General features: G+C 65.9%; 17 protein-coding genes. 7 read left to right on the top strand and 10 right to left on the bottom strand.

Annotated elements, in window-relative coordinates; genetic code table 11:
* Positions 1-127: 127 nt before the first annotated feature.
* The 4 genes from A7X65_RS27330 to A7X65_RS27315 form a co-directional block, all read right to left on the bottom strand.
* The gene (locus A7X65_RS27330; RefSeq protein WP_063691130.1) at positions 128-1,240 is read right to left on the bottom strand and encodes an SMP-30/gluconolactonase/LRE family protein; all 1,113 of its coding nucleotides are present in this window, start codon (positions 1,238-1,240) and stop codon (positions 128-130) included.
* 129 nt (positions 1,241-1,369) lie between these two features.
* Complete coding sequence (locus A7X65_RS27325; protein WP_063691128.1) at positions 1,370-2,284, bottom strand: SDR family oxidoreductase; 915 nt, start codon at positions 2,282-2,284, stop codon at positions 1,370-1,372.
* 134 nt (positions 2,285-2,418) lie between these two features.
* A complete protein-coding gene (locus tag A7X65_RS27320; RefSeq protein WP_063691126.1) occupies positions 2,419-3,558 on the bottom strand; it encodes a thiolase C-terminal domain-containing protein in 1,140 nt (379 codons plus the stop codon).
* A gap of 4 nt (positions 3,559-3,562) precedes the next feature.
* A complete protein-coding gene (locus A7X65_RS27315; protein ID WP_063691124.1) occupies positions 3,563-3,976 on the bottom strand; it encodes a Zn-ribbon domain-containing OB-fold protein in 414 nt (137 codons plus the stop codon).
* A 193-nt stretch (positions 3,977-4,169) separates the two neighbouring features.
* On the opposite strand from A7X65_RS27315, the gene A7X65_RS27310 reads away from it, so the two are divergent.
* The 5 genes from A7X65_RS27310 to A7X65_RS27290 all read left to right on the top strand — a co-directional run bounded on the left by A7X65_RS27310 (position 4,170) and on the right by A7X65_RS27290 (position 9,155).
* The gene (locus A7X65_RS27310) at positions 4,170-5,519 is read left to right on the top strand and encodes an amidase (RefSeq protein ID WP_063691123.1); all 1,350 of its coding nucleotides are present in this window, start codon (positions 4,170-4,172) and stop codon (positions 5,517-5,519) included.
* Positions 5,512-6,198, top strand: a complete 687-nt coding sequence (locus tag A7X65_RS27305) for a DUF2848 domain-containing protein (RefSeq protein ID WP_063691121.1) — start codon at positions 5,512-5,514, stop codon at positions 6,196-6,198. The genes A7X65_RS27310 and A7X65_RS27305 overlap by 8 nt, the downstream gene beginning before the upstream one ends.
* Positions 6,199-6,447: 249 nt before the next feature.
* On the top strand, positions 6,448-7,194 hold the full coding sequence (locus A7X65_RS27300; protein ID WP_063691119.1) for a 2OG-Fe(II) oxygenase: 747 nt from the start codon (positions 6,448-6,450) through the stop codon (positions 7,192-7,194).
* A 9-nt stretch (positions 7,195-7,203) separates the two neighbouring features.
* A complete protein-coding gene (gene alkB / locus A7X65_RS27295) occupies positions 7,204-7,857 on the top strand; it encodes a DNA oxidative demethylase AlkB (RefSeq protein ID WP_063691117.1) in 654 nt (217 codons plus the stop codon).
* Between the two features lie 56 nt (positions 7,858-7,913).
* Positions 7,914-9,155 (top strand): MFS transporter, encoded by a 1,242-nt coding sequence (locus A7X65_RS27290; protein ID WP_063691116.1) that lies wholly within the window; start codon positions 7,914-7,916, stop codon positions 9,153-9,155.
* Between the two features lie 101 nt (positions 9,156-9,256).
* Here A7X65_RS27290 and A7X65_RS27285 read toward each other — a convergent pair whose 3' ends face one another.
* The 6 genes from A7X65_RS27285 to hpaH all read right to left on the bottom strand — a co-directional run bounded on the left by A7X65_RS27285 (position 9,257) and on the right by hpaH (position 15,831).
* Entirely contained in the window at positions 9,257-10,885 is a 1,629-nt protein-coding gene (locus A7X65_RS27285) for a thiamine pyrophosphate-dependent enzyme (protein ID WP_063691114.1), read from the bottom strand.
* A 25-nt stretch (positions 10,886-10,910) separates the two neighbouring features.
* Entirely contained in the window at positions 10,911-11,780 is an 870-nt protein-coding gene (locus A7X65_RS27280; protein WP_063691113.1) for a fumarylacetoacetate hydrolase family protein, read from the bottom strand.
* 179 nt (positions 11,781-11,959) lie between these two features.
* Entirely contained in the window at positions 11,960-12,943 is a 984-nt protein-coding gene (gene hpaD, locus A7X65_RS27275) for a 3,4-dihydroxyphenylacetate 2,3-dioxygenase (protein ID WP_063691111.1), read from the bottom strand.
* 119 nt (positions 12,944-13,062) lie between these two features.
* The gene (gene hpaE, locus A7X65_RS27270; RefSeq protein WP_063691109.1) at positions 13,063-14,601 is read right to left on the bottom strand and encodes a 5-carboxymethyl-2-hydroxymuconate semialdehyde dehydrogenase; all 1,539 of its coding nucleotides are present in this window, start codon (positions 14,599-14,601) and stop codon (positions 13,063-13,065) included.
* Complete coding sequence (locus A7X65_RS27265) at positions 14,594-14,992, bottom strand: 5-carboxymethyl-2-hydroxymuconate Delta-isomerase (RefSeq protein WP_063691107.1); 399 nt, start codon at positions 14,990-14,992, stop codon at positions 14,594-14,596. The genes hpaE and A7X65_RS27265 overlap by 8 nt, the downstream gene beginning before the upstream one ends.
* 32 nt (positions 14,993-15,024) lie before the next feature.
* On the bottom strand, positions 15,025-15,831 hold the full coding sequence (gene hpaH / locus A7X65_RS27260; RefSeq protein WP_063691105.1) for a 2-oxo-hept-4-ene-1,7-dioate hydratase: 807 nt from the start codon (positions 15,829-15,831) through the stop codon (positions 15,025-15,027).
* 111 nt (positions 15,832-15,942) lie between these two features.
* Between hpaH and hpaR the strand changes: the two genes are divergently transcribed.
* Entirely contained in the window at positions 15,943-16,461 is a 519-nt protein-coding gene (gene hpaR / locus A7X65_RS27255; RefSeq protein ID WP_063691102.1) for a homoprotocatechuate degradation operon regulator HpaR, read from the top strand.
* A gap of 154 nt (positions 16,462-16,615) precedes the next feature.
* Positions 16,616-17,701, top strand: coding sequence for a malate/lactate/ureidoglycolate dehydrogenase (locus A7X65_RS27250; protein WP_063691101.1), 1,086 nt, complete (start codon positions 16,616-16,618; stop codon positions 17,699-17,701).
* The last annotated feature ends 11 nt before the right edge of the window (positions 17,702-17,712 follow it).

Genomic DNA, 17,712 nt, shown 5'->3' with positions numbered 1-17,712 from the left:
GACGACGCTGTCGCCACAGCCGTCATGCCCGGGCTTGTCCCGGGCATCCACGTTCTTCGTGCCGTGCTTCAAGCACGTGGATGGCCGGGACAAGCCCGGCCATGACGCGTGGTGACAGGGCGGGCCCTCAACAGAAATGCGCGCCCTGCGTCTCCACATAGACCGCATAGAGCGACTGGCTCGCGGTCATGAACAGCCGATTGCGCTTCCTGCCGCCGAAGCAGACATTGGCGCAGGTCTCCGGCAGCAGGATCTGCCCGATACGCGCGCCGTCGTTCGGTGCGAACACCTGCACGCCGTCATAACCGGGACCGACCCAGCCGGCACCGACCCAGATGTTGCCCTCGGTGTCGACCCGCAATCCGTCGGGGAAGCCTGACTTGCCCTCGAGCTTCATGTCGATCAGCTTCTTCGGGTTCGACAGTTTTGCCCCGTCGATGTCGTAGGACCACACCACGTTCTCCGCCTGCGGGTAGTGCGTGATGCCGGTGTCGCAGACATAGAGCTTCTTGTAGTCGTGGCTGAACGCGATGCCGTTCGGCTTGAACGGCTCGTCGGCGACCTTCGCGAGTTGCCCCGTCTGGGTGTCGAGACGATAGACGGCTTCCTTCTGGTGCGGCTGCAGCGAGCCGGTGTTGGCGAGCTTGCCCTCGTAGATGCTGATCGCGCCATAGCCGGGATCGGTGAACCAGATCGCCTTGTCGTTGGGATGCACCACCATGTCGTTCGGTCCGTTGAGCGGCTTGCCGTTCGCCTGCTCGGCCAGCGTCGTCACCGCGCCGTCGTGCTCGTAGCGGACGAGGCGGGTGCGCTCGGCGCTGATCTGGCGTCCCTCGGTGTCGAACGAATTGCCGTTGGCCTCGTTCGACGGCTTGTGGAACTGCTCGGAGATGTGGCCGTCGTCGTCGAGATAGCGCAGCTGCCGGTTGGCCGGGATGTCGCTCCAGACGAGATATTGTCCCTGCGCATTCCACGCCGGTCCCTCCGCCCAGAGGCAGCCGGTATAGAGCCGTTTGATGGCGGTGTTGCCGACCTTGGCCTTGAAGCGCTTGGGATCGATGACGACGATGTCGGGGTCGGGGTAGCGCTGCGGCTCGGCATTGGTGCCGAAGTCGCGGGCGTTGGCGCGCGAGGCGAGCAGGGCGGTTGCGGCGACAGTCGCGGCGCCCTTGAGCAGTGTGCGGCGGCCGAGACCGCCGCTGTCAGTGGTATCGTCGGAGTTGGTCAGTATTCTTGTCATGGTTTCCTCCCAAGATTTTGTTGGGAGGACACCATCCGCCCGCATTCGGGCGTAAAGCGGAGCAATCTCCGGTTAAGACAACCGGAGATCGCAGGGCAGGAATGCCGGAATTGCGGCTAGACGGGATCCCTACACGGGATCCCAGGGGAAGATGTCGGCGGAACGGTCGAGCTTGTAGAACGAGCCCTTCAGCGCCGGCATGCCGTGCTCAGCGATCGATTGCGGAGTCCAGCCCTCGCTCCGGTGCACCGAGCGCAGCGGGCGGTTCTGGCTGAACAGGAACAACTCGTTCATGCGCGCGCCGAAGATCTGGCCGCTGACGTCCTTGGCGGCATCGGAGAGCAGGTAAGCGCAGATCGGCGCGATCTTCTCCGGTCCCATCTGCTTGATCTTCTCGACGCGTGCCTTCTCGGCCTCGGTCTCGGTCGGGATGGTGCCGATCATGCGGGTCCAGGCGAACGGCGAGACGCAGTTGGAGCGGACGTTGAAGCGGCCCATGTCGAGTGCGATCGACTTCGACAGACCGATGATGCCGAGCTTGGCCGCGGCATAGTTGGCCTGGCCGAAATTGCCGATCAGGCCGGAGGTCGAGGTGAAGTGCACGAACGAGCCCGACTCCTGCTCCCGGAAGATGCGCGCCGCGGCATGGCTGACATAGAACGAGCCCATCAGGTGAACCTTGATGACGGCCTCGAAGGCTTCCACGCTCATCTTGTGGAAGATCATGTCGCGCAGGATGCCGGCATTGTTGACGACGCCGTCGAGCCGGCCGAAATGGTCGGTCGCGGTCTTCACGATCTTGCTGGCGGGAACGGCTTCCGCCACCGACTCGAAGTTCGGCACGGCGATGCCGCCGCGCTTCTTGATCTCCTCGACCACTTCCTCGGCAGGCGTCGCGCTCGAGCCGGCGCCGTCGGCGGCCCCGCCGGGATCGTTGACGACAACCTTGGCGCCTTCCGCCGCGCAGAGCAGCGCGATCTCGCGCCCGATGCCGCGGCCAGCGCCGGTGACGATGATGACCTTGTCTTGCAGTGATTTGCTCATGTTGGCCTCTCTATGTTGTCTCTGCCGCCGCGGCTAACTCAACTTGTCATGCGGGCTTGACCCGCGCATCCATCTTCAGAAGAGGATGGATTGCCGGGTCGAGCCCGGCAATGACGGCTGATTGCCGCGCCGCCTTACCTCTCGTTCGTAAACACGATCGTGCCGCTCGCGGCGAACATGCCGCCGACGCCGTGGCACACCGAAATCTTCGCATTCGGCACCTGCGCCGGTGCGATGCCGCGCATCTGGCGCACGCTCTCCTGGAGCGCGTACATGCCATACATGCCGGAATGCATGTAGGACAATCCGCCGCCATTGGTGTTGAGCGGCAGCTTGCCGCCGGGCCGCGTGTTGCCGTCCGCGATGAACCTGCCGGTCTCCTCATGCGGCATGAAGCCGAGGTCGCCGAGGCCGAACAGCGGCAGATGCGCAAACGCGTCGTAGATCATGAGATGATCGACGTCCTTGTGGGCGATGCCGGCTTCCTTGAAGGCCAGCGGCCCCGCGGTCTTGAACGCGCGCGAGGAGTTGAACGTCTCCATCTGGCTGACCATCGGCGTCTCGACGCTCTCGCCGGTGCCCATGATGTAGACGGGCTTCCTCGGAAAATCCTTGGCGCGGTCCGCCGAGGTCAGGATCAGCGCGCCGCCGCCGTCGGTGACGAGGCAGCACTGCAAGAGGCGGAACGGATAGGCGATCATGCGCGAGTTGAGGACGTCCGCAACCGTGATCGGGTCCTTCATCATCGCCCGCGGATTTTTCGCCGCCCATTCCCGCTGCACCACCGCCACCGAGGCGAGCTGCTCATGGGTGATGCCGTAGGTCTTCATGAAGCGCAGCACGGGGATCGGGAACATGCTGGGTGGGCCGTAGACGCCGTAGGGCGCCTCGAACTGGCCGTTGAGGCTGTCCGCCGCTGTGAAGCGCGGCTGCTTGCCGATCATCGACTTGCCGCTCTCGGCATGGGTGATCAGCACCGTCTTGCACAGGCCGGCCTCGATCGCCGCGGCGGCATGGCGGACGTGCAGCATGAAGGAGCAGCCGCCGACCGAGGTGCCGTCCACCCAGGTCGGCTTGATGCCGAGATAGTGGCAGACCTGCTGCGGCGTTTCGACCGCGGTGGCGAAGCCGTCGATGTCGGACAGCTTCAGCCCGGCATCCGCAATGGCGTTGAGCGCGGCGTCCGCATGGAGCTGGAGCTGCGACATATTGGGAATGACGCCGAGCTCGGTGGTCTCGGCCGCGCCGACGACGGCAACCTGGTTCCTGCGCATGGCCTTATCCCTTCGCCGGACGGAACACGGGGAGGGTGATCTTGTCGTCGAGCTTCTCGAAGGCGACCTCGAGCTTCATGTCGAGCTCGAGCGCCTCCGGCGTCTGCGGGCAGTCGATGATGTTGCTCATCATCCGCGGTCCCTCGGCAAGCTCGACCACGGCGATCGCGTAAGGCGGCGTGAAGCCGGGCGCGGCGGGGCGGTGGTTGATCACGTAACTGTAGAGGAAGCCCTTGCCACTCGCCTTGAAGATGCTGACCTTGCGCGAGGCGCAGGAGGGGCAGAACGGGCGCGGCGGGAAATAGACATGCGCGCAGGCGTCGCAGCGCTGCAGGCGCAGCTCGCCCGCCTGCGTGCCGTCCCAGAAATGCTGGGTTTCCGGCGTCGGTTTCGGTCGCGCGCGCTGCGGTTCGGCCATCTCGGAACGCCCTCCAAAGGCAAATCTTGTTCAGACAAAGGCTTGGCGCCCGCCTGTTTCGATCTTGATGCGACAATCGACCATGGCGCGTCAACGGTCCAGCAATGCGCATGCATGCCATCATGCGCACAGTGCTTGTGTCGTACTGAGCCAGCGCTATAGATTGCGCGCGCCAATATTCCGTGAGACAGACATGCCCGATTTTCCGACGCTGGCGAAGCTCGCCGAAGACCTCGAAAGCGGCCGCAGCACCTCCCGCAAGCTGGTCGAGGCGTGCATCGCCAAGATCGCCGATCCCTCAGGCGAGGGGCAGCGCGCCTTTATCCATGTCGACAAGGACGCCGCGCTCGCGACCGCGGATGCAATGGACACCCTGCGCAAGGTCAAGGCGGCGCCGTCGCGCTATGCCGGTATCCCCATCTCGATCAAGGACCTGTTCGACATCAAGGGCCAGGTGACGCGCGCCGGCTCCCGCGCGCTCGACGATTCTCCGCCAGCCGAGCACGACGCGGCTACGGTGGCGCGGCTGCGCAAGGCCGGCTTCGTGCTGATCGGGCGCACCAACATGACCGAGTTTGCCTATTCCGGCATCGGCATCAATCCGCATTACGGCACGCCGAAGGGCGCCTGGAACCGGGCGGAGGGCCACGTGCCCGGCGGCTCGTCCTCGGGTGCCGCGGTGTCCGTGCTCGACGGCATGGCGCATGGCGCGCTCGGCACCGACACCGGCGGCTCCTGCCGCATTCCCGCGGCCTATAACGGCATCGTCGGCTACAAGCCGACGCAGCGCCGCGTGCCGCTCGACGGCTCCGTGCCGCTGTCGTTCTCGCTCGACAGCATCGGGCCCCTGGCGCGATCGGTCAGCTGCTGTGCCATTCTCGATGCGGTGCTCGCCGACGAGCCGGTCACGGCGCTCAAGCCGCGGCCCGTGAAGGGCATGCGGCTCGCCGTGCCGACCACGATCGCGCTCGACGATCTCGATGCACCGGTCGCCCAGACATTCGAGCGCGCGCTGAAGACGCTGGCCGACCACGGCGCCATCATCGAGCGCATCGAGATGGCCGAATTCCACGACATCGGCCCGATGAACGCCAAGGGCGGCTTTGCGGCCTCCGAAAGCTTCGCCTGGCATCGCTATCTCATCACCTCCAAGGGCGACATCTACGACCCCAGGGTCTCCGTCCGCATCATGCGCGGCGAGGCGCAGAGCGCGGCCGACTACATCGATCTCCTCAACGAGCGCCGCTCGCTGATCGCCCGCGTCAATGCGCGCCTCGCGCCCTACGACGCGCTGGTGCTGCCGACCACCGCCAACACGCCGCCGAAGATTGCCGATCTCGCCGACGACAAGGCGTTCACCATCCAGAACCTGCGCGCGCTGCGCAACTGCACCCTGATCAACATGATCGACGGCTGCGCCATCTCGCTGCCTGCGCATCGGGAGGGCGACGTTCCCGTCGGCCTGATGCTTGCAGGGGCAGGCGGGTCTGACCGCCGTATCTTTGAACTTGCTGCCGGCATGGAGGCCGTTATTCGTGTTTGACCTGACTTTCACCGTCGACGCCCAGGACACCACCACGCCGCTGACGCTGGCGATCGACCAGATGGTCATCGCCGGCTGGACCGGCCGCGATCCCGTCGCGCGCGACAAGCACATCAAAGAGCTGCAGGAGATGGGCATCGCCCCGCCGGCCTCGACGCCGATCTACTATCGCGGCGCGGCGCGGCGGCTGACCCAGGAAGACAGCATCGAATGCACCGGCGGCGATTCCTCAGGCGAGGTCGAGTTCGTGCTGATCGGATGGCAGGGCCGCATCTTCGTCGGCTGCGGCTCCGACCACACCGACCGCAAGGTCGAGGCCTACAGCGTCACGGTCTCCAAGCAGATGTGCGACAAGCCGATCGCCGCGACGCTGTGGGAGCTCGAGGACGTCATCGGCCACTGGGACAAGATGATCCTGCGCTCCTGGGCCACCATCAAGGGCGAGCGCGTGCTCTACCAGGAGGGCACCCTGGACGCGATGCTGCCGGTCACCGACCTGATTGCGCGCGGTTTCGACGGCAAGAAGTTCCCCGACGGCTGCGCCATGTTCGGCGGCACCTTCGCAGCCAAGGGCGGCATCCGCCCGGCGGAGCGGTTCGACTTCGAGCTCGAGGATCCCGTGCTGAAGCGGACGATCAGGCACGGCTACGACGTCGTGATGCTGCCGGTGCGGGGCTAGCTCGGCAAGCAACAGTCCCGTAGGGTGGGCAAAGCGAAGCGTGCCCACCATTTCGTGATGGTGGGCACGTCGCTTCGCGCCTTTGCCCACCCTACGAGATCTCTCCTCCGTCATTGCGAGCGCAGCGAAGCAATCCAGGCCGGTTCCGCGGAGGGACTCTGGATTGCTTCGCTGCGCTCGCAATGACGGGGAGATAGTCATCGGAAATCGGGTGGCGTTGGGCGTGCCAGTCTTGCGAAGGTGGTGGCTATGACAGCAACAGCACGCAAATCGCCCCAAACGCCCTCCACGGACCTCGCCGCCCACGTCGATGCCCTCGACTGGCCGCAGATCACCGCCGAGCTCGATTCTCAGGGCTGTGCCGTCCTGAAGAACCTGCTGACGCCGGACCAGTGCCGCGCCGTCGCCACGCTCTATCCGGACGACACGCATTTCCGCAGCCGCATCGTCATGGGCCGCCATGGCTTTGGTCGCGGCGAATACAAGTATTTCTCCTACCCGCTGCCCGACCCGATCGCGCAGCTTCGGCCAGCGCTCTATGGGCATCTGCAAGGCGTCGCCAACCGCTGGAACGAGGCGATGGGCATCGACATCCGCTATCCCGCCTCGCACGGGGCGTTCCTGAAGCGCTGCCACGAGGCCGGACAGGCGCGGCCGACGCCGCTGCTGCTGCAATACGAGGCCGGTGACTACAACTGCCTGCATCAGGACCTCTATGGCGAGCACGTGTTCCCACTCCAGGTCGCGATCCTTCTGTCCGAACCGGGCCGCGATTTCACCGGCGGCGAGTTCGTGCTGACCGAGCAGCGCCCGCGCATGCAGTCGCGCGCCGAGGTGGTGCCGCTCGCGCAGGGCGATGCGGTCGCCTTTGCTGTGCACCACCGCCCGGTGCAGGGGACACGCGGCACCTATCGCGTTAATCTCCGCCACGGCGTCAGCCGTATCAGGTCCGGCCAGCGCCACACCCTGGGCGTGATTTTTCACGACGCGAAATGAGCGGGGCCATTGACGGCTGATTTGTTCGACAGCGCTGCCGAGGCGCAGCCCTCGCGCGAGGAGATCGCGGACGGCGCCGTGCTGCTGCGCGGCTTCGTCAGGCCGATCGAAAGCGAACTGATCGAGGCCGCGCGCGCCGTCGTGACGCAATCGCCGTTCCGCCGCATGACCACGCCCGGCGGTCACCTGATGTCGGTGGCCATGACAAATTGCGGCGAGCGCGGCTGGATCACCGACCACACCGGCTACCGCTACGATCCCATCGATCCCCGCACCGGTGCGCCATGGCCGGCGATGCCGCCGGTGTTTCGCGATCTGGCCCGCCGCGCGGCGGAGCAGGGCGGATTTGTGGGCTTTTCGCCCGATGCCTGCCTCGTCAATCGCTACGAGCCAGGCACGCGGCTGTCGCTGCATCAGGACAAGGACGAGCTGGATTATTTGGCGCCGATCGTCTCGGTGTCGCTCGGCCTGGCCGCGACCTTCCTGTTCGGCGGCCTCGCGCGCAGTGACAAGCCGCGCCGTTTCCGGCTGGTCCATGGCGATGTCGTGGTCTGGGGCGGCCCGTCCAGGCTCGCTTATCACGGCGTCGCGCCGCTCGCCGAGGGCGAGCATGCGCTGCTCGGGCGACGGCGCATCAATCTGACCTTCCGCAAGGTGCTCTGAAGCAGTTCCTTGCAGCCTGTCCCTCGTCTAAGCTCCGTTGAGGGGGAGGCGGCGACATGACCACAGCAGAGGTCTCGACTGGCGCGAGCGGCAGCGCGACTCGCACGGGACTCTATCTCGCCGTCCTGCAACTCGTGTTCACGCTGGGCTGGACGACATACGTCATCTATCTGCCGAAGCTCGCGGCCGATGTCGGCATCGCGCCGGCCGCGGTGATCTTCATCCTGATGCTGGACCAGGCGATCTTCACCATCGCCGACACGGCGATGGGGATCGCCGCCGACAGGATCGCGCCGGTCGTCGGAAGGCTCGGCCTGTTCGTCGGCGTGCTGGCAACGATCTCCTGCGCGGCCTTCGTCGCAATGCCATTCGTGGCCGGCATGGGCCCGGCCGCCCAGGCCGGGTTGATCGCGCTGATCGTGGTCTGGTCGATTACGTCGTCGGCCTTGCGCGCCCCGCCATTGGCCCTGCTCGGCAAGTACCGCACGAGGCCGCAGGTGCCGTTCCTCGCTGCGCTGGCCATGCTTGGCTATGGGATTGCCGGTGCCGTCTCGCCCTATCTCGGCGTGGTGATGCGCGAGCACGATGCGCGGTTGCCTTTCGTGATCTCCAGCGTCGTGCTGCTGCTTACGGCGCTCGGCCTGTCACGGGTCGAGTTCGAGGTGGCGCGCGACACCTTGCCCTCGAAGCCGGCCGAAGCGGCGAGGCCGCTTGGGATCGTGCCGACCACCTTCATCGTCGCGATGGTAGGGCTGGCGCTCGGCTACCAGTTCCATTTCGCCATGAACAGCGCGCCGTTCTATCTGCGCTTCGCCCGGCCGGACGAGTTGCAATGGCTGATGCCGGTGTTCTGGATCGGCTTCAACATCGCGATGTTCCCGGCGAGTCTCGTCGTCAAGCATCGCGGCGGCCTGGTCGTGATGGGGGCCGCCGGGCTGTTCGGTGCGGTCGCGATCGTCGTGGCAGAGTTGGCCGGCAGCCTCGATACGCTCATCGTTGCGCAGTTTCTCGCCGGCGCCGCGTGGGGCTGCATGCTGATGAGCGCCATTTCCGCCGCGCTCGCGATCGGGGCAACCGGCGCGGAAGGCAAGGTTACCGGCCTCGTCTTCTCGGCGCTGGCGCTCGGCACCTTCGCGCGAATGGCGGCGGTCGCGGGCGGCCTGCAGAAGATGCCGGAGTACGCGCCGCTGCTGCACTGGGCGCCGGTGGCCTGCTGGGCGGTTGCAGGCGCGGGCCTGCTCGTGATCGCGGCGGCGCGGCTTCGGGGAGGCAAGGTCGAAAGTGTCAATTCCTCATGAGGAGCGCGCTCTTGCGCGCATCCCGAAGGATGACGGCCAGGCCAGGGCAGCGGGGCCCTCATGATTCAAGACGGCGTTGGCGCGCCTCCTCGCCATGAGGGTTACGGCTTCGGCGGGTGGATGAACGCCCACGGGCTCACTTCCGAATCCCGCGTCACCTCGACCGAGATCAGATACGGCCCGCCATGCGCGAGCGCCTTCTCCATCGCCGCCTTGAACTGGTCCGGCGCAGTCACGCGCGCAGCCGCCACGCCAAAGGACTCCGCGAGCTTGACGAAATCCGGATTGACCAGATCCGACGCCACCACGCGGCCGTCGAAGCGTTCGCGCTGGTCGCGGCGGACATTGCCGTAGGCGTTGTTGTTGAACACCAGCGTCACCACGCCGATGTTGAACTGCACGGCGGTGGCGAGCTCCTGCACGCCGAACATGAAGCCGCCGTCGCCGGTGATGGCGACCACGGGCTTGTCCGGGTTGGCGACCTTCGCCCCGAGCGCGGTCGGGAAGCCCGAGCCGAGCGTGCCCTGATAGCCCGAGGTGATGAAGGTGCGGGGCTCGTACACGGGAAAGCCGTACCAGGAGGCGAAGCCGAATTGCGACAATTCATCGGTGACGATCGCGTTCGCCGGCAGCACCTCGCGCAGGATGTTCAAATACGCCATCTGCGGCTGGATGCGCTGGATCTCGGCCTGCGCGGCCGCTGCGGCCTCGCGGATCTCGCCACGCCGGCCGTGGCTCCTGGCATAGCCGGCCTTTTTCACGGCGGCGACGAGGTCGGCGGTGCCGTCCCTGGCGTCTGCGACGATCGCAGCATCGGCGGCGAGCCGGCGCATCTCGGCCGGATCGATGTCGATCCGGATCGATTTCAGGCCGCTCGGCTGATAGGGCCAGCGGAAACCGGATGCCGGCAGTTCGGCGCGCGTGCCGATCGCGATCATCAGGTCGGTCTTCGGCCACAGCTTGTAGGCGGCGGCCATGGTGAGGCCGAGCTCATGCGCGTTGGAGACGATGCCGCGGCCGCTGCGGAAGGCGACGACCGGGGCATCGATCATCTCGGCGAGCTCGAGGATTTCGTCGCGCGCCTCGATCGCACCGCTGCCGACGAAGATCATCGGGGCCTTGCTGGCCTTGATCAGCGCCGCCGCCTGCTTGACCAGATCGGGATCGGGTTGCGGGGAGGGCAGCGGCTCCAGCACCCCGGCCGCCGAAGTTGCGGCGCGCTGCGTGAAGACGTCCCAGGGCATCTCGACCGAGGCGGGGCCACGCCGTCCCGACATCATCTCCTGGAAGGCGCGCGCGACGACCGTCGGCGCGTTGGCGGGATATTCGATCCGGTCGGCCCATTTCACATAGGTGCGCAGCGTCGCAAGCTGGTCCGGCATTTCATGCAGATGGCCGCGGCCCTTGCCGAGGAATTGCGTCGGCACCTGGCCGGTCATGCACAGCACCGGCTCGTTGCAGCCATAGGCGGTGAGCAGCGCCGCACTGGCGTTGAGCACGCCGGGGCCGGGCACCACGCTGAACACGCCGGGCTTGCCGCTGGCGCGCGCATAGCCGAACGCCATGTAGCCGCAGGCCTGCTCGTGCCGCGCGCCGATCACCTTGAGCTGGGCCTGGTGGAAGGCGTCGAACAGGCCGTAGACCTGCGCGCCCGGCAGGCCGAACACGGTGTCGACGCCATGGGCGACAAGCCCGCTTACGATCGCTTCGCCGCCGGTGAGGGTGGTCATTGCTTCATTCCACTTCAATTGTTGGTCAGGCTTCGTCGACGACACCGTTTCGCAACGAGCCGATGCCCTCGGCCGCGACCTCGATGACGTCACCCGGTTTGAGATAGCGCGGCGGATCGAACCGCGCACCCGCGCCGGTCGGCGTGCCCGTCACAATGATGTCACCGGGAACGAGCGTTGCGAAGGTCGAGATATAGCTGATGAGATAGCGGAACGGAAACATCAGCCGGCTGGTGCGATCGTCCTGGCGCAGCTCGCCGTTGACATGGGTGGTGAGCCTGATGTCGGCGATCTGGGATTCCCTGGTGTAGGGCACGAGCCACGGCCCGAGGCTGCCGCTGGAATCAAAGTTCTTGCCTTGCGTGACGTTGAACTTGGCGTGGCGCAACCAGTCGCGCACCGAGCCTTCGTTGCACAAGGTCAGCGCGGCGATATGATCGAGCGCGGCACTTTCCGCGATGTGCCGGCCCTGCTTGCCGATCACCAGCACGATCTCGCCTTCATAGTCGAGCTGCGCCGAGGCGCGCGGGCGCACCAGCGGCGTGTCGTGGCCGACGAAGGAGCGTGGCGAGCGCATGAACATGCTCGGATATTTCGGCGCGTCCTGGCCGTCCTTGTACTCGGCGTTGCGATCAGGGTAGTTGACCCCGATGCAGATGATCTTTTCCGGCGCCGGCACCGGCGGCAACCAGGTGATCTCGCTGAGCGCGTGAACCGGCGTGCGGCCGGCGGCTTCCTCGGCAAGGCTCACGAGCTTGCCGGCGGCGATCACTTCGCGCAGCGTCGGGTAGTCTTTTGCGTAGCGCGCGGACAGATCGACGATGCCGCCTTCCAGGACAGCGCCGTAGCGGACATCACCCTTGACGGAGTAGGTGGCGAGGCGAGGGAGTTTCATTGGCTGCTCTTCATTTTCTCGTCGTCCCGGCGAAGGCCGGGACCCATACCGCGTGATCTATCGATTGTGTTCGATAGGCGTACCGAACGACTATTCTTCGCCAAACTCCACTCGGTGGTTATGGGTCCCGGCCTTCGCCGGGACGACGCGGAGAGAGACGTGGGTAGCCATCACCAGCATCAATCCGCCACCAGCACATCGGCCACGAACTTCGGCTCACGCACGGCCTGCCCTGAGAAGGGCGAGCCCTGCTCGAACCAGGAACGCGGGGCCGGTGCGCCCCACAGCGTCTGGCGGCGCGGATCGCGCAGCGACCAGCGCAGCGGTTCGTGGTCGTGATCGCCCGTAAAATAATCGCTGGTGTAGAGCTCGAGGCGGTGACCGTCGGGATCCCTGACATAGAGGAAGAACGCATTCGAGATGCCGTGACGGCCCGGGCCACGCTCGATGTTCTTCACAAAACCCTGCGAGGCCATGACGTCGCAGAGATGGATGATGTTCATCGCCGTCGGCGTCCAGTAGGCAAAGTGGTGCAGGCGCGGGCCCTTGCCGTTGGTGATGGCGAAGTCGTGGACGTTGCCCTTGCGGTGCATCCAGGCCGCGGCGATGCGGCCGTTCGGCCCGTCCTCCTCGGCGTATTCAGTGAGGCGGAAGCCGAGCCGCGCATAGAAATCGACGGTGTCCTGCACCTCGGCGGCGAAGACGTTGAAGTGGTCGAGCCGCTGCGGGTGGCAGCCCCGGTAGAGGTCGTAGCGGCGGAGCAGATGCGGCCGCCGCTCCATCGACGCGTAGAGCTCGATCTGGAAGCCGAAGGGATCGGTGAATTGCAGCGTGCGGCCCTGGAAGGGCTGGTCGGCGAAGGCGTAGGCGAGACCGTTCTCCGAGAGGAACGCGGCGGCCTTGTCGAGGTCTTTGTCGTTGCCGACCTTGAAGCCGAGCCTGTTGCAGGCAGGCACCGCGGCCTTCCGCAGCACCAGCGAGTGGTGCTGGTGCTCTTCCGCCGCGCGCAAATAGACGACCTTGTCGTCGGCATCCTCGACATGCATGCCGACGGTGGTCTCGTAGAACGCGCGGCTCAGCTGCAGGTCGGTCACGTCGAGCACGACGTGGCTGGAGCGGATGATGTTGAACGGCGGCTCGAAGGTGTGTTGCGGTACGGGCATTGCGTTTCCCCTCTGCGCTCGTCATCCCGGGATGGCCCGAAGGGCCAGGCCCGGGATCCATAACCCCGGCTGGTGGCTATGGATTCCGGGCTCGCGCTCGGCGCGCCCCGGAATGACAGTTAAATTCCCAGCTTCTGAATCTTGTGCGTGCCCCGCGCCAGCGAGACGTGCTTGGTTTCCATGTAGAAGTCGAACGAGTAGTCGCCGCCGTCGCGGCCGATGCCCGAGGCCTTCATGCCGCCGAACGGCGTCGGCAGATGGCGCACGTTCTCCGAGTTCAGCCAGATCATGCCGGCCTCCAGCGCGTCGGCGACACGGAGCGCACGGCCGACGTCGTTGGTCCAGACATAGCCGGTGAGGCCATAGCGGATGTCGTTGGCGATCTCGATCGCGTCCTTCTCGTCCTTGAAGGGCAGCACCGTGAGGAAGGGGCCGAACACCTCCTCCTGCGCCACGCGCATCTTGCCGTGAGCGCCGGTCACCAAGGTGGGCTCGACATAATGTCCACCGCCCGGGCCGTCATGGGCCTTGCCACCGACCGCGATGGTCGCGCCATCCTGGCGCGCGACATCGAAATAGGAGCAGACTTTTGCCAAATGGCGTTCGTGGATCAGCGGTCCGATCTCGGTGGCGGGATCGAGGGGATGGCCGACCTTCAGCGCCTTCACGCGCGCGGTCAGCTTCTCCACGAATTTGTCCGCGATGCTCTGCTGGATCAGCAGGCGGCTGGACGAGGTGCAGCGCTCGCCGTTGAGCGAGTAGATCATGAACACGACGGCATCGAGCGCGCGGTCGAGATCGGCGTCGTCGAACACGATCACCGGGTTCTTGCCGCCGAGCTCGAAATGCACGCGCTTCAGCGTCGGCGCGCCCTGAACCATGATGGCCGAGCCCGTCGCGCTCTCGCCGACGAAGCCGATCGCCTTGATCGCGGGATGCTCCGTCAAAGCCTTGCCCGCTTCCTCGCCAAAGCCATGAACGGTGTTGAGCACGCCGTCGGGAACGCCGGCTTCCTTCACCAGTCGCGCCAGGATGGAGGCGGTCACCGGCGACCACTCGGCCGGCTTGTGCACGACGGTGCAGCCGGCCGCCAGCGCCGGGGCGATCTTCCAGGTCGACAGCATGAACGGCGTGTTCCACGGCGTGATCACGCCGACGGGGCCGATCGGCACGCGCGTCGAGACGTTCCAGTGCTCGTCGCTCGGCGTGTTGAGGCCGTCGCGCGCCTCGGCACATTTGTCGGCGAAGAAGCGAAAATTCTCGGCGGCGCGGATCGCGGCCTTGGCCATGAAGCGATAGGCTTGGCCGGTGTCGATGCATTCGAGCACCGCGATGTCGTCGGCATTGTCCTCGATGGCGTCGGCCACCCGATGCAGCAGCTTCTTCCGCATCGCAGGGCCCATGTCGCGCCAGGACTTGAAGGCGAGGGCGGCGGAGGTCGCGGCGGCGTCGATATCCTCGGCGTTGCCGCGCGCGACGCTGGCCAGCGTTGCACCGTCGACCGGCGACTTCGTCTCGAAGGTCGCACCGGAGATCGAGGCGACGGTCTTGCCGTCGATGAAATGGCCGATACCGTCGGCCTGCAGCTTCTTCAGGAGCGGCGCGACGCGGTCGCGGTTGGCCTGGAACACATCGGCTTTGGGCGTGGGCTTATCCATTTGCGGCCTCCACTTTCAGGGCGTCGTGGATGTTGTTGCGCTTCCAGCTCGTGTCCTTGTCGTTGATCTGCATGTCGAACGACAAGGCGAACTTGCTTGCGGCGAAGACGGGATCGAGGTGTTTTGAAAGCGCCTTGAACACATGCTCGCCGGCTTTCTGGCGGGTGGGGAGGTCGCGGCCCTCGCCGATGCGCAGCACCATGTCGAGGAAGCCGTAATCGTTCCGCGCATCTGCAATCGCATAATGCTCGCAGCGGATGGCGCGGACGCGAATGCCGCCGAGCGGGAAGATGCCGGTCTCGACTGCGGCCTTGCGCACGACTTCGCACACCGTGTCGATGTCGAGGCGGCCATCGAGATTGGCCGAATATTCGATCGTGAAATGCGGCATCGCGGTTTCACTCCCTGTGTCGTCTTGTTGTTTTACGCGAAGTAGCAGCTCACCGAGCCGTAGGCGCCATAGTCAGCCTGGATTGTGTCGCCCTTGCGGGTCTCGATCGGCCGGATGAAGGAGCCCGCGAGCACGATCTGACCGGGCTCCAGCGCCAGCCCCAGCGGCGCGATCTTGTTGGCAAGCCAGGCAACGGATGTTGCGGGATGATTGAGCACGCCGGCGGCAAGGCCGGTTTCTTCAAGCTGGCCGTTCTTGAAACAGAGCGCGCCGATCCAGCGCAGATCGGCATCCAGCGGCCGGATCGGCCGTCCGCCGAGCACGATGCCGGCATTCGCTGCATTGTCGGCGATGGTGTCGAAGATTTTTCGCGTCGCTTTCGTCTTGGCATCCACGCGCTCGATCCGCGTGTCCAAAATCTCCAGCGCCGGCACGACGAAGTCGGTGGCATTGAGCACGTCGAACATCGTGCAGTCAGGGCCGGCGAGGCGCTGCTTCATGACGAAGGCGAGCTCGGCCTCGACGCGCGTTGCGATGAAGCGCTCGGTCGGGATGATCCCGCCGTCGGCGAAGAACATGTCGTCGAGCAGCACGCCGGAGTCAGGCTCGTCGATGTTGAGCGCGCTCTGCATCGCCTTCGAGGTCAGGCCGATCTTGTGGCCCTTGACGATGCGCCCCTCCGCGATCTTGACGTCGACCCAGGCCTTCTGAATCGCATAGGCATCGGCGATGCTGATCTCGGGAAAATCCTGCGAGAGCTGCCGGATCTGCGTGCGGGTCATCTCCGCCTGGTGCAGACGGCTCGCGCAGGCCTGGATATCGTCGTTGGAAAGCGCCATGCGTCATCTTACAAATCGTGGTGCCCGGAGATACTTAACATGTTAAGTGAATGCGTCAAACAGAATCTGAGCTTGCTGCACTGCAAACGTTTTGCGGTCTGAAAGGGCGCCATGAGCAAGAAACCGGCCGATCCCGCCAACGGTGGCGCGCCGACCGCACGACAGGTGCCGATGCGCGACTTCTCGCGCTCGTTGCCGATGTCGCTGCTGCGGGCACGCGAGGCGGTGATGCGGCAGTTCCGCCCCAATCTGCGCGAGCACGGCCTGACCGAACAGCAATGGCGCATCCTGCGCGCGCTGGCGTCCATCGAGGCCGCCGAGGTCACGGAACTCGCACGCACCGCCTTCCTGCTCGGACCGAGCCTGTCGCGCATCCTGCGCGATCTCGAGGCGCGCAATCTGATCGAGCGCAAGACGGCGAAGGCGGATCAGCGCCGCAGCATGGTCTCGATCTCGAAGGAGGGCGTGAAGCTGATGGCCTCGGTGGCGCCGAACTCGGAAGCCATCTACGCCGAGATCACGCGGCGCTTCGGCGCGCGCAAGCTCGCCGAACTGCAGGAGATGCTCGGCGAGCTCGAGCAGAGCCTTGCGGAGCTCGGTGCCGGCGAGGAGGCAAGCGCCGAGGAGTGACAGCAGATATGCGCGGGCGCGCGGCAAGCATCATGGACATGACCGCGCATTTTCGCTCAAACTGCCGCCCAAGCCGATCGCTCAGAACTCGGCGCCAGGGCGGATGATGCGGCATTGCGCGCCTCCGCCGCAACGGGGAGGCAAGCAGACCCTCATGGTCACCATTCAGGTTCAAAGGCTGATCGACTTCGTCACCGAAGTCTTTGCGCATGCGCAGTCCTCGCCGGAGGAAGCTCGCCGCATCGCCACCTATCTCACCACGGCAAATCTCACCGGCCACGACAGCCACGGCGTGATCCGCGTTCCCGTCTACATCCGCTGGCAGAAATCGGGCTCGGTCGTGCCCAACCAGACCGCGGAGGTGGTGCTCGATACGCCCTCGCTCGCGGTGGTCGACGGCAAGTTCGGCTACGGCCAGACCGTGACGCCGCAGGCGGTCCGGATCGGCATCGACAAATGCAGGAAGGCGGGGCTGGCCGCGGTCGCGCTGCGCAATGCCGGCCATATCGGCCGCGTCGGCGACTGGGCCGAGATGGCCGCAGCCGAAGGCCTGGTCTCCGTGCATTTCGTCAACGCCGCCGGCTCGCTGCTGGTGGCGCCGTTCGGCGGCGTCGAGAAGCGGCTCTCCACCGCGCCTTATTGCGTCGGCATCCCGCGCCCGGGGCAGGACCCGATCGTGCTGGATTTCGCGACCTCGGTCGTCGCCGAGGGCAAGGTGCTGGTGGCGAGCCGCGGCGGCAAGAAGCTGCCGAAAGGCGCGCTGGTCGATGCCGACGGCAGCTTGAGCGAGGACCCGGCTGTGCTCTACGGCCCCTATACGGCGGAGGGGCCGCGCGATCACACCAAGGGCACCGGCGCCATCTGCGCCTTTGGCGAGCACAAGGGCTCGGGCCTCGCCTTCATCTGCGAGCTGCTTGGCGGTGCGCTGACCGGAACCGGGGCCACTTCGGGCGGCCGGCGCTTTGCCAACGGCATGCTGGCGTTCTATGTCGATCCGAAGGTGGTCGATACCTCCCATGTGTTCGATGCAGAGGTCTCGCGTTATGCCGACTTCATCCGCGCCACCAGGCCCATGGCGGGGGTCGACCGGGTGCTGATTCCCGGCGATCCCGAGCGGAAAACCCGCGCTGAACGCAGCAAAAACGGCATCCCCTTGCCGGATGACACCTGGGCGGCGATAGTGAATACCGCCCGCGAGGTCGGCGTCAGCGAAGTCAGCATCCAGAGGGCGACCGCATAGGTCTTGCGTCA

Source organism: Bradyrhizobium stylosanthis, assembly GCF_001641335.1.
Taxonomy (GTDB): domain Bacteria; phylum Pseudomonadota; class Alphaproteobacteria; order Rhizobiales; family Xanthobacteraceae; genus Bradyrhizobium; species Bradyrhizobium stylosanthis.
The sequence above is the reverse complement of the archived record's forward strand: the minus strand, read 5'-3'. Positions and strand labels throughout refer to the sequence as shown.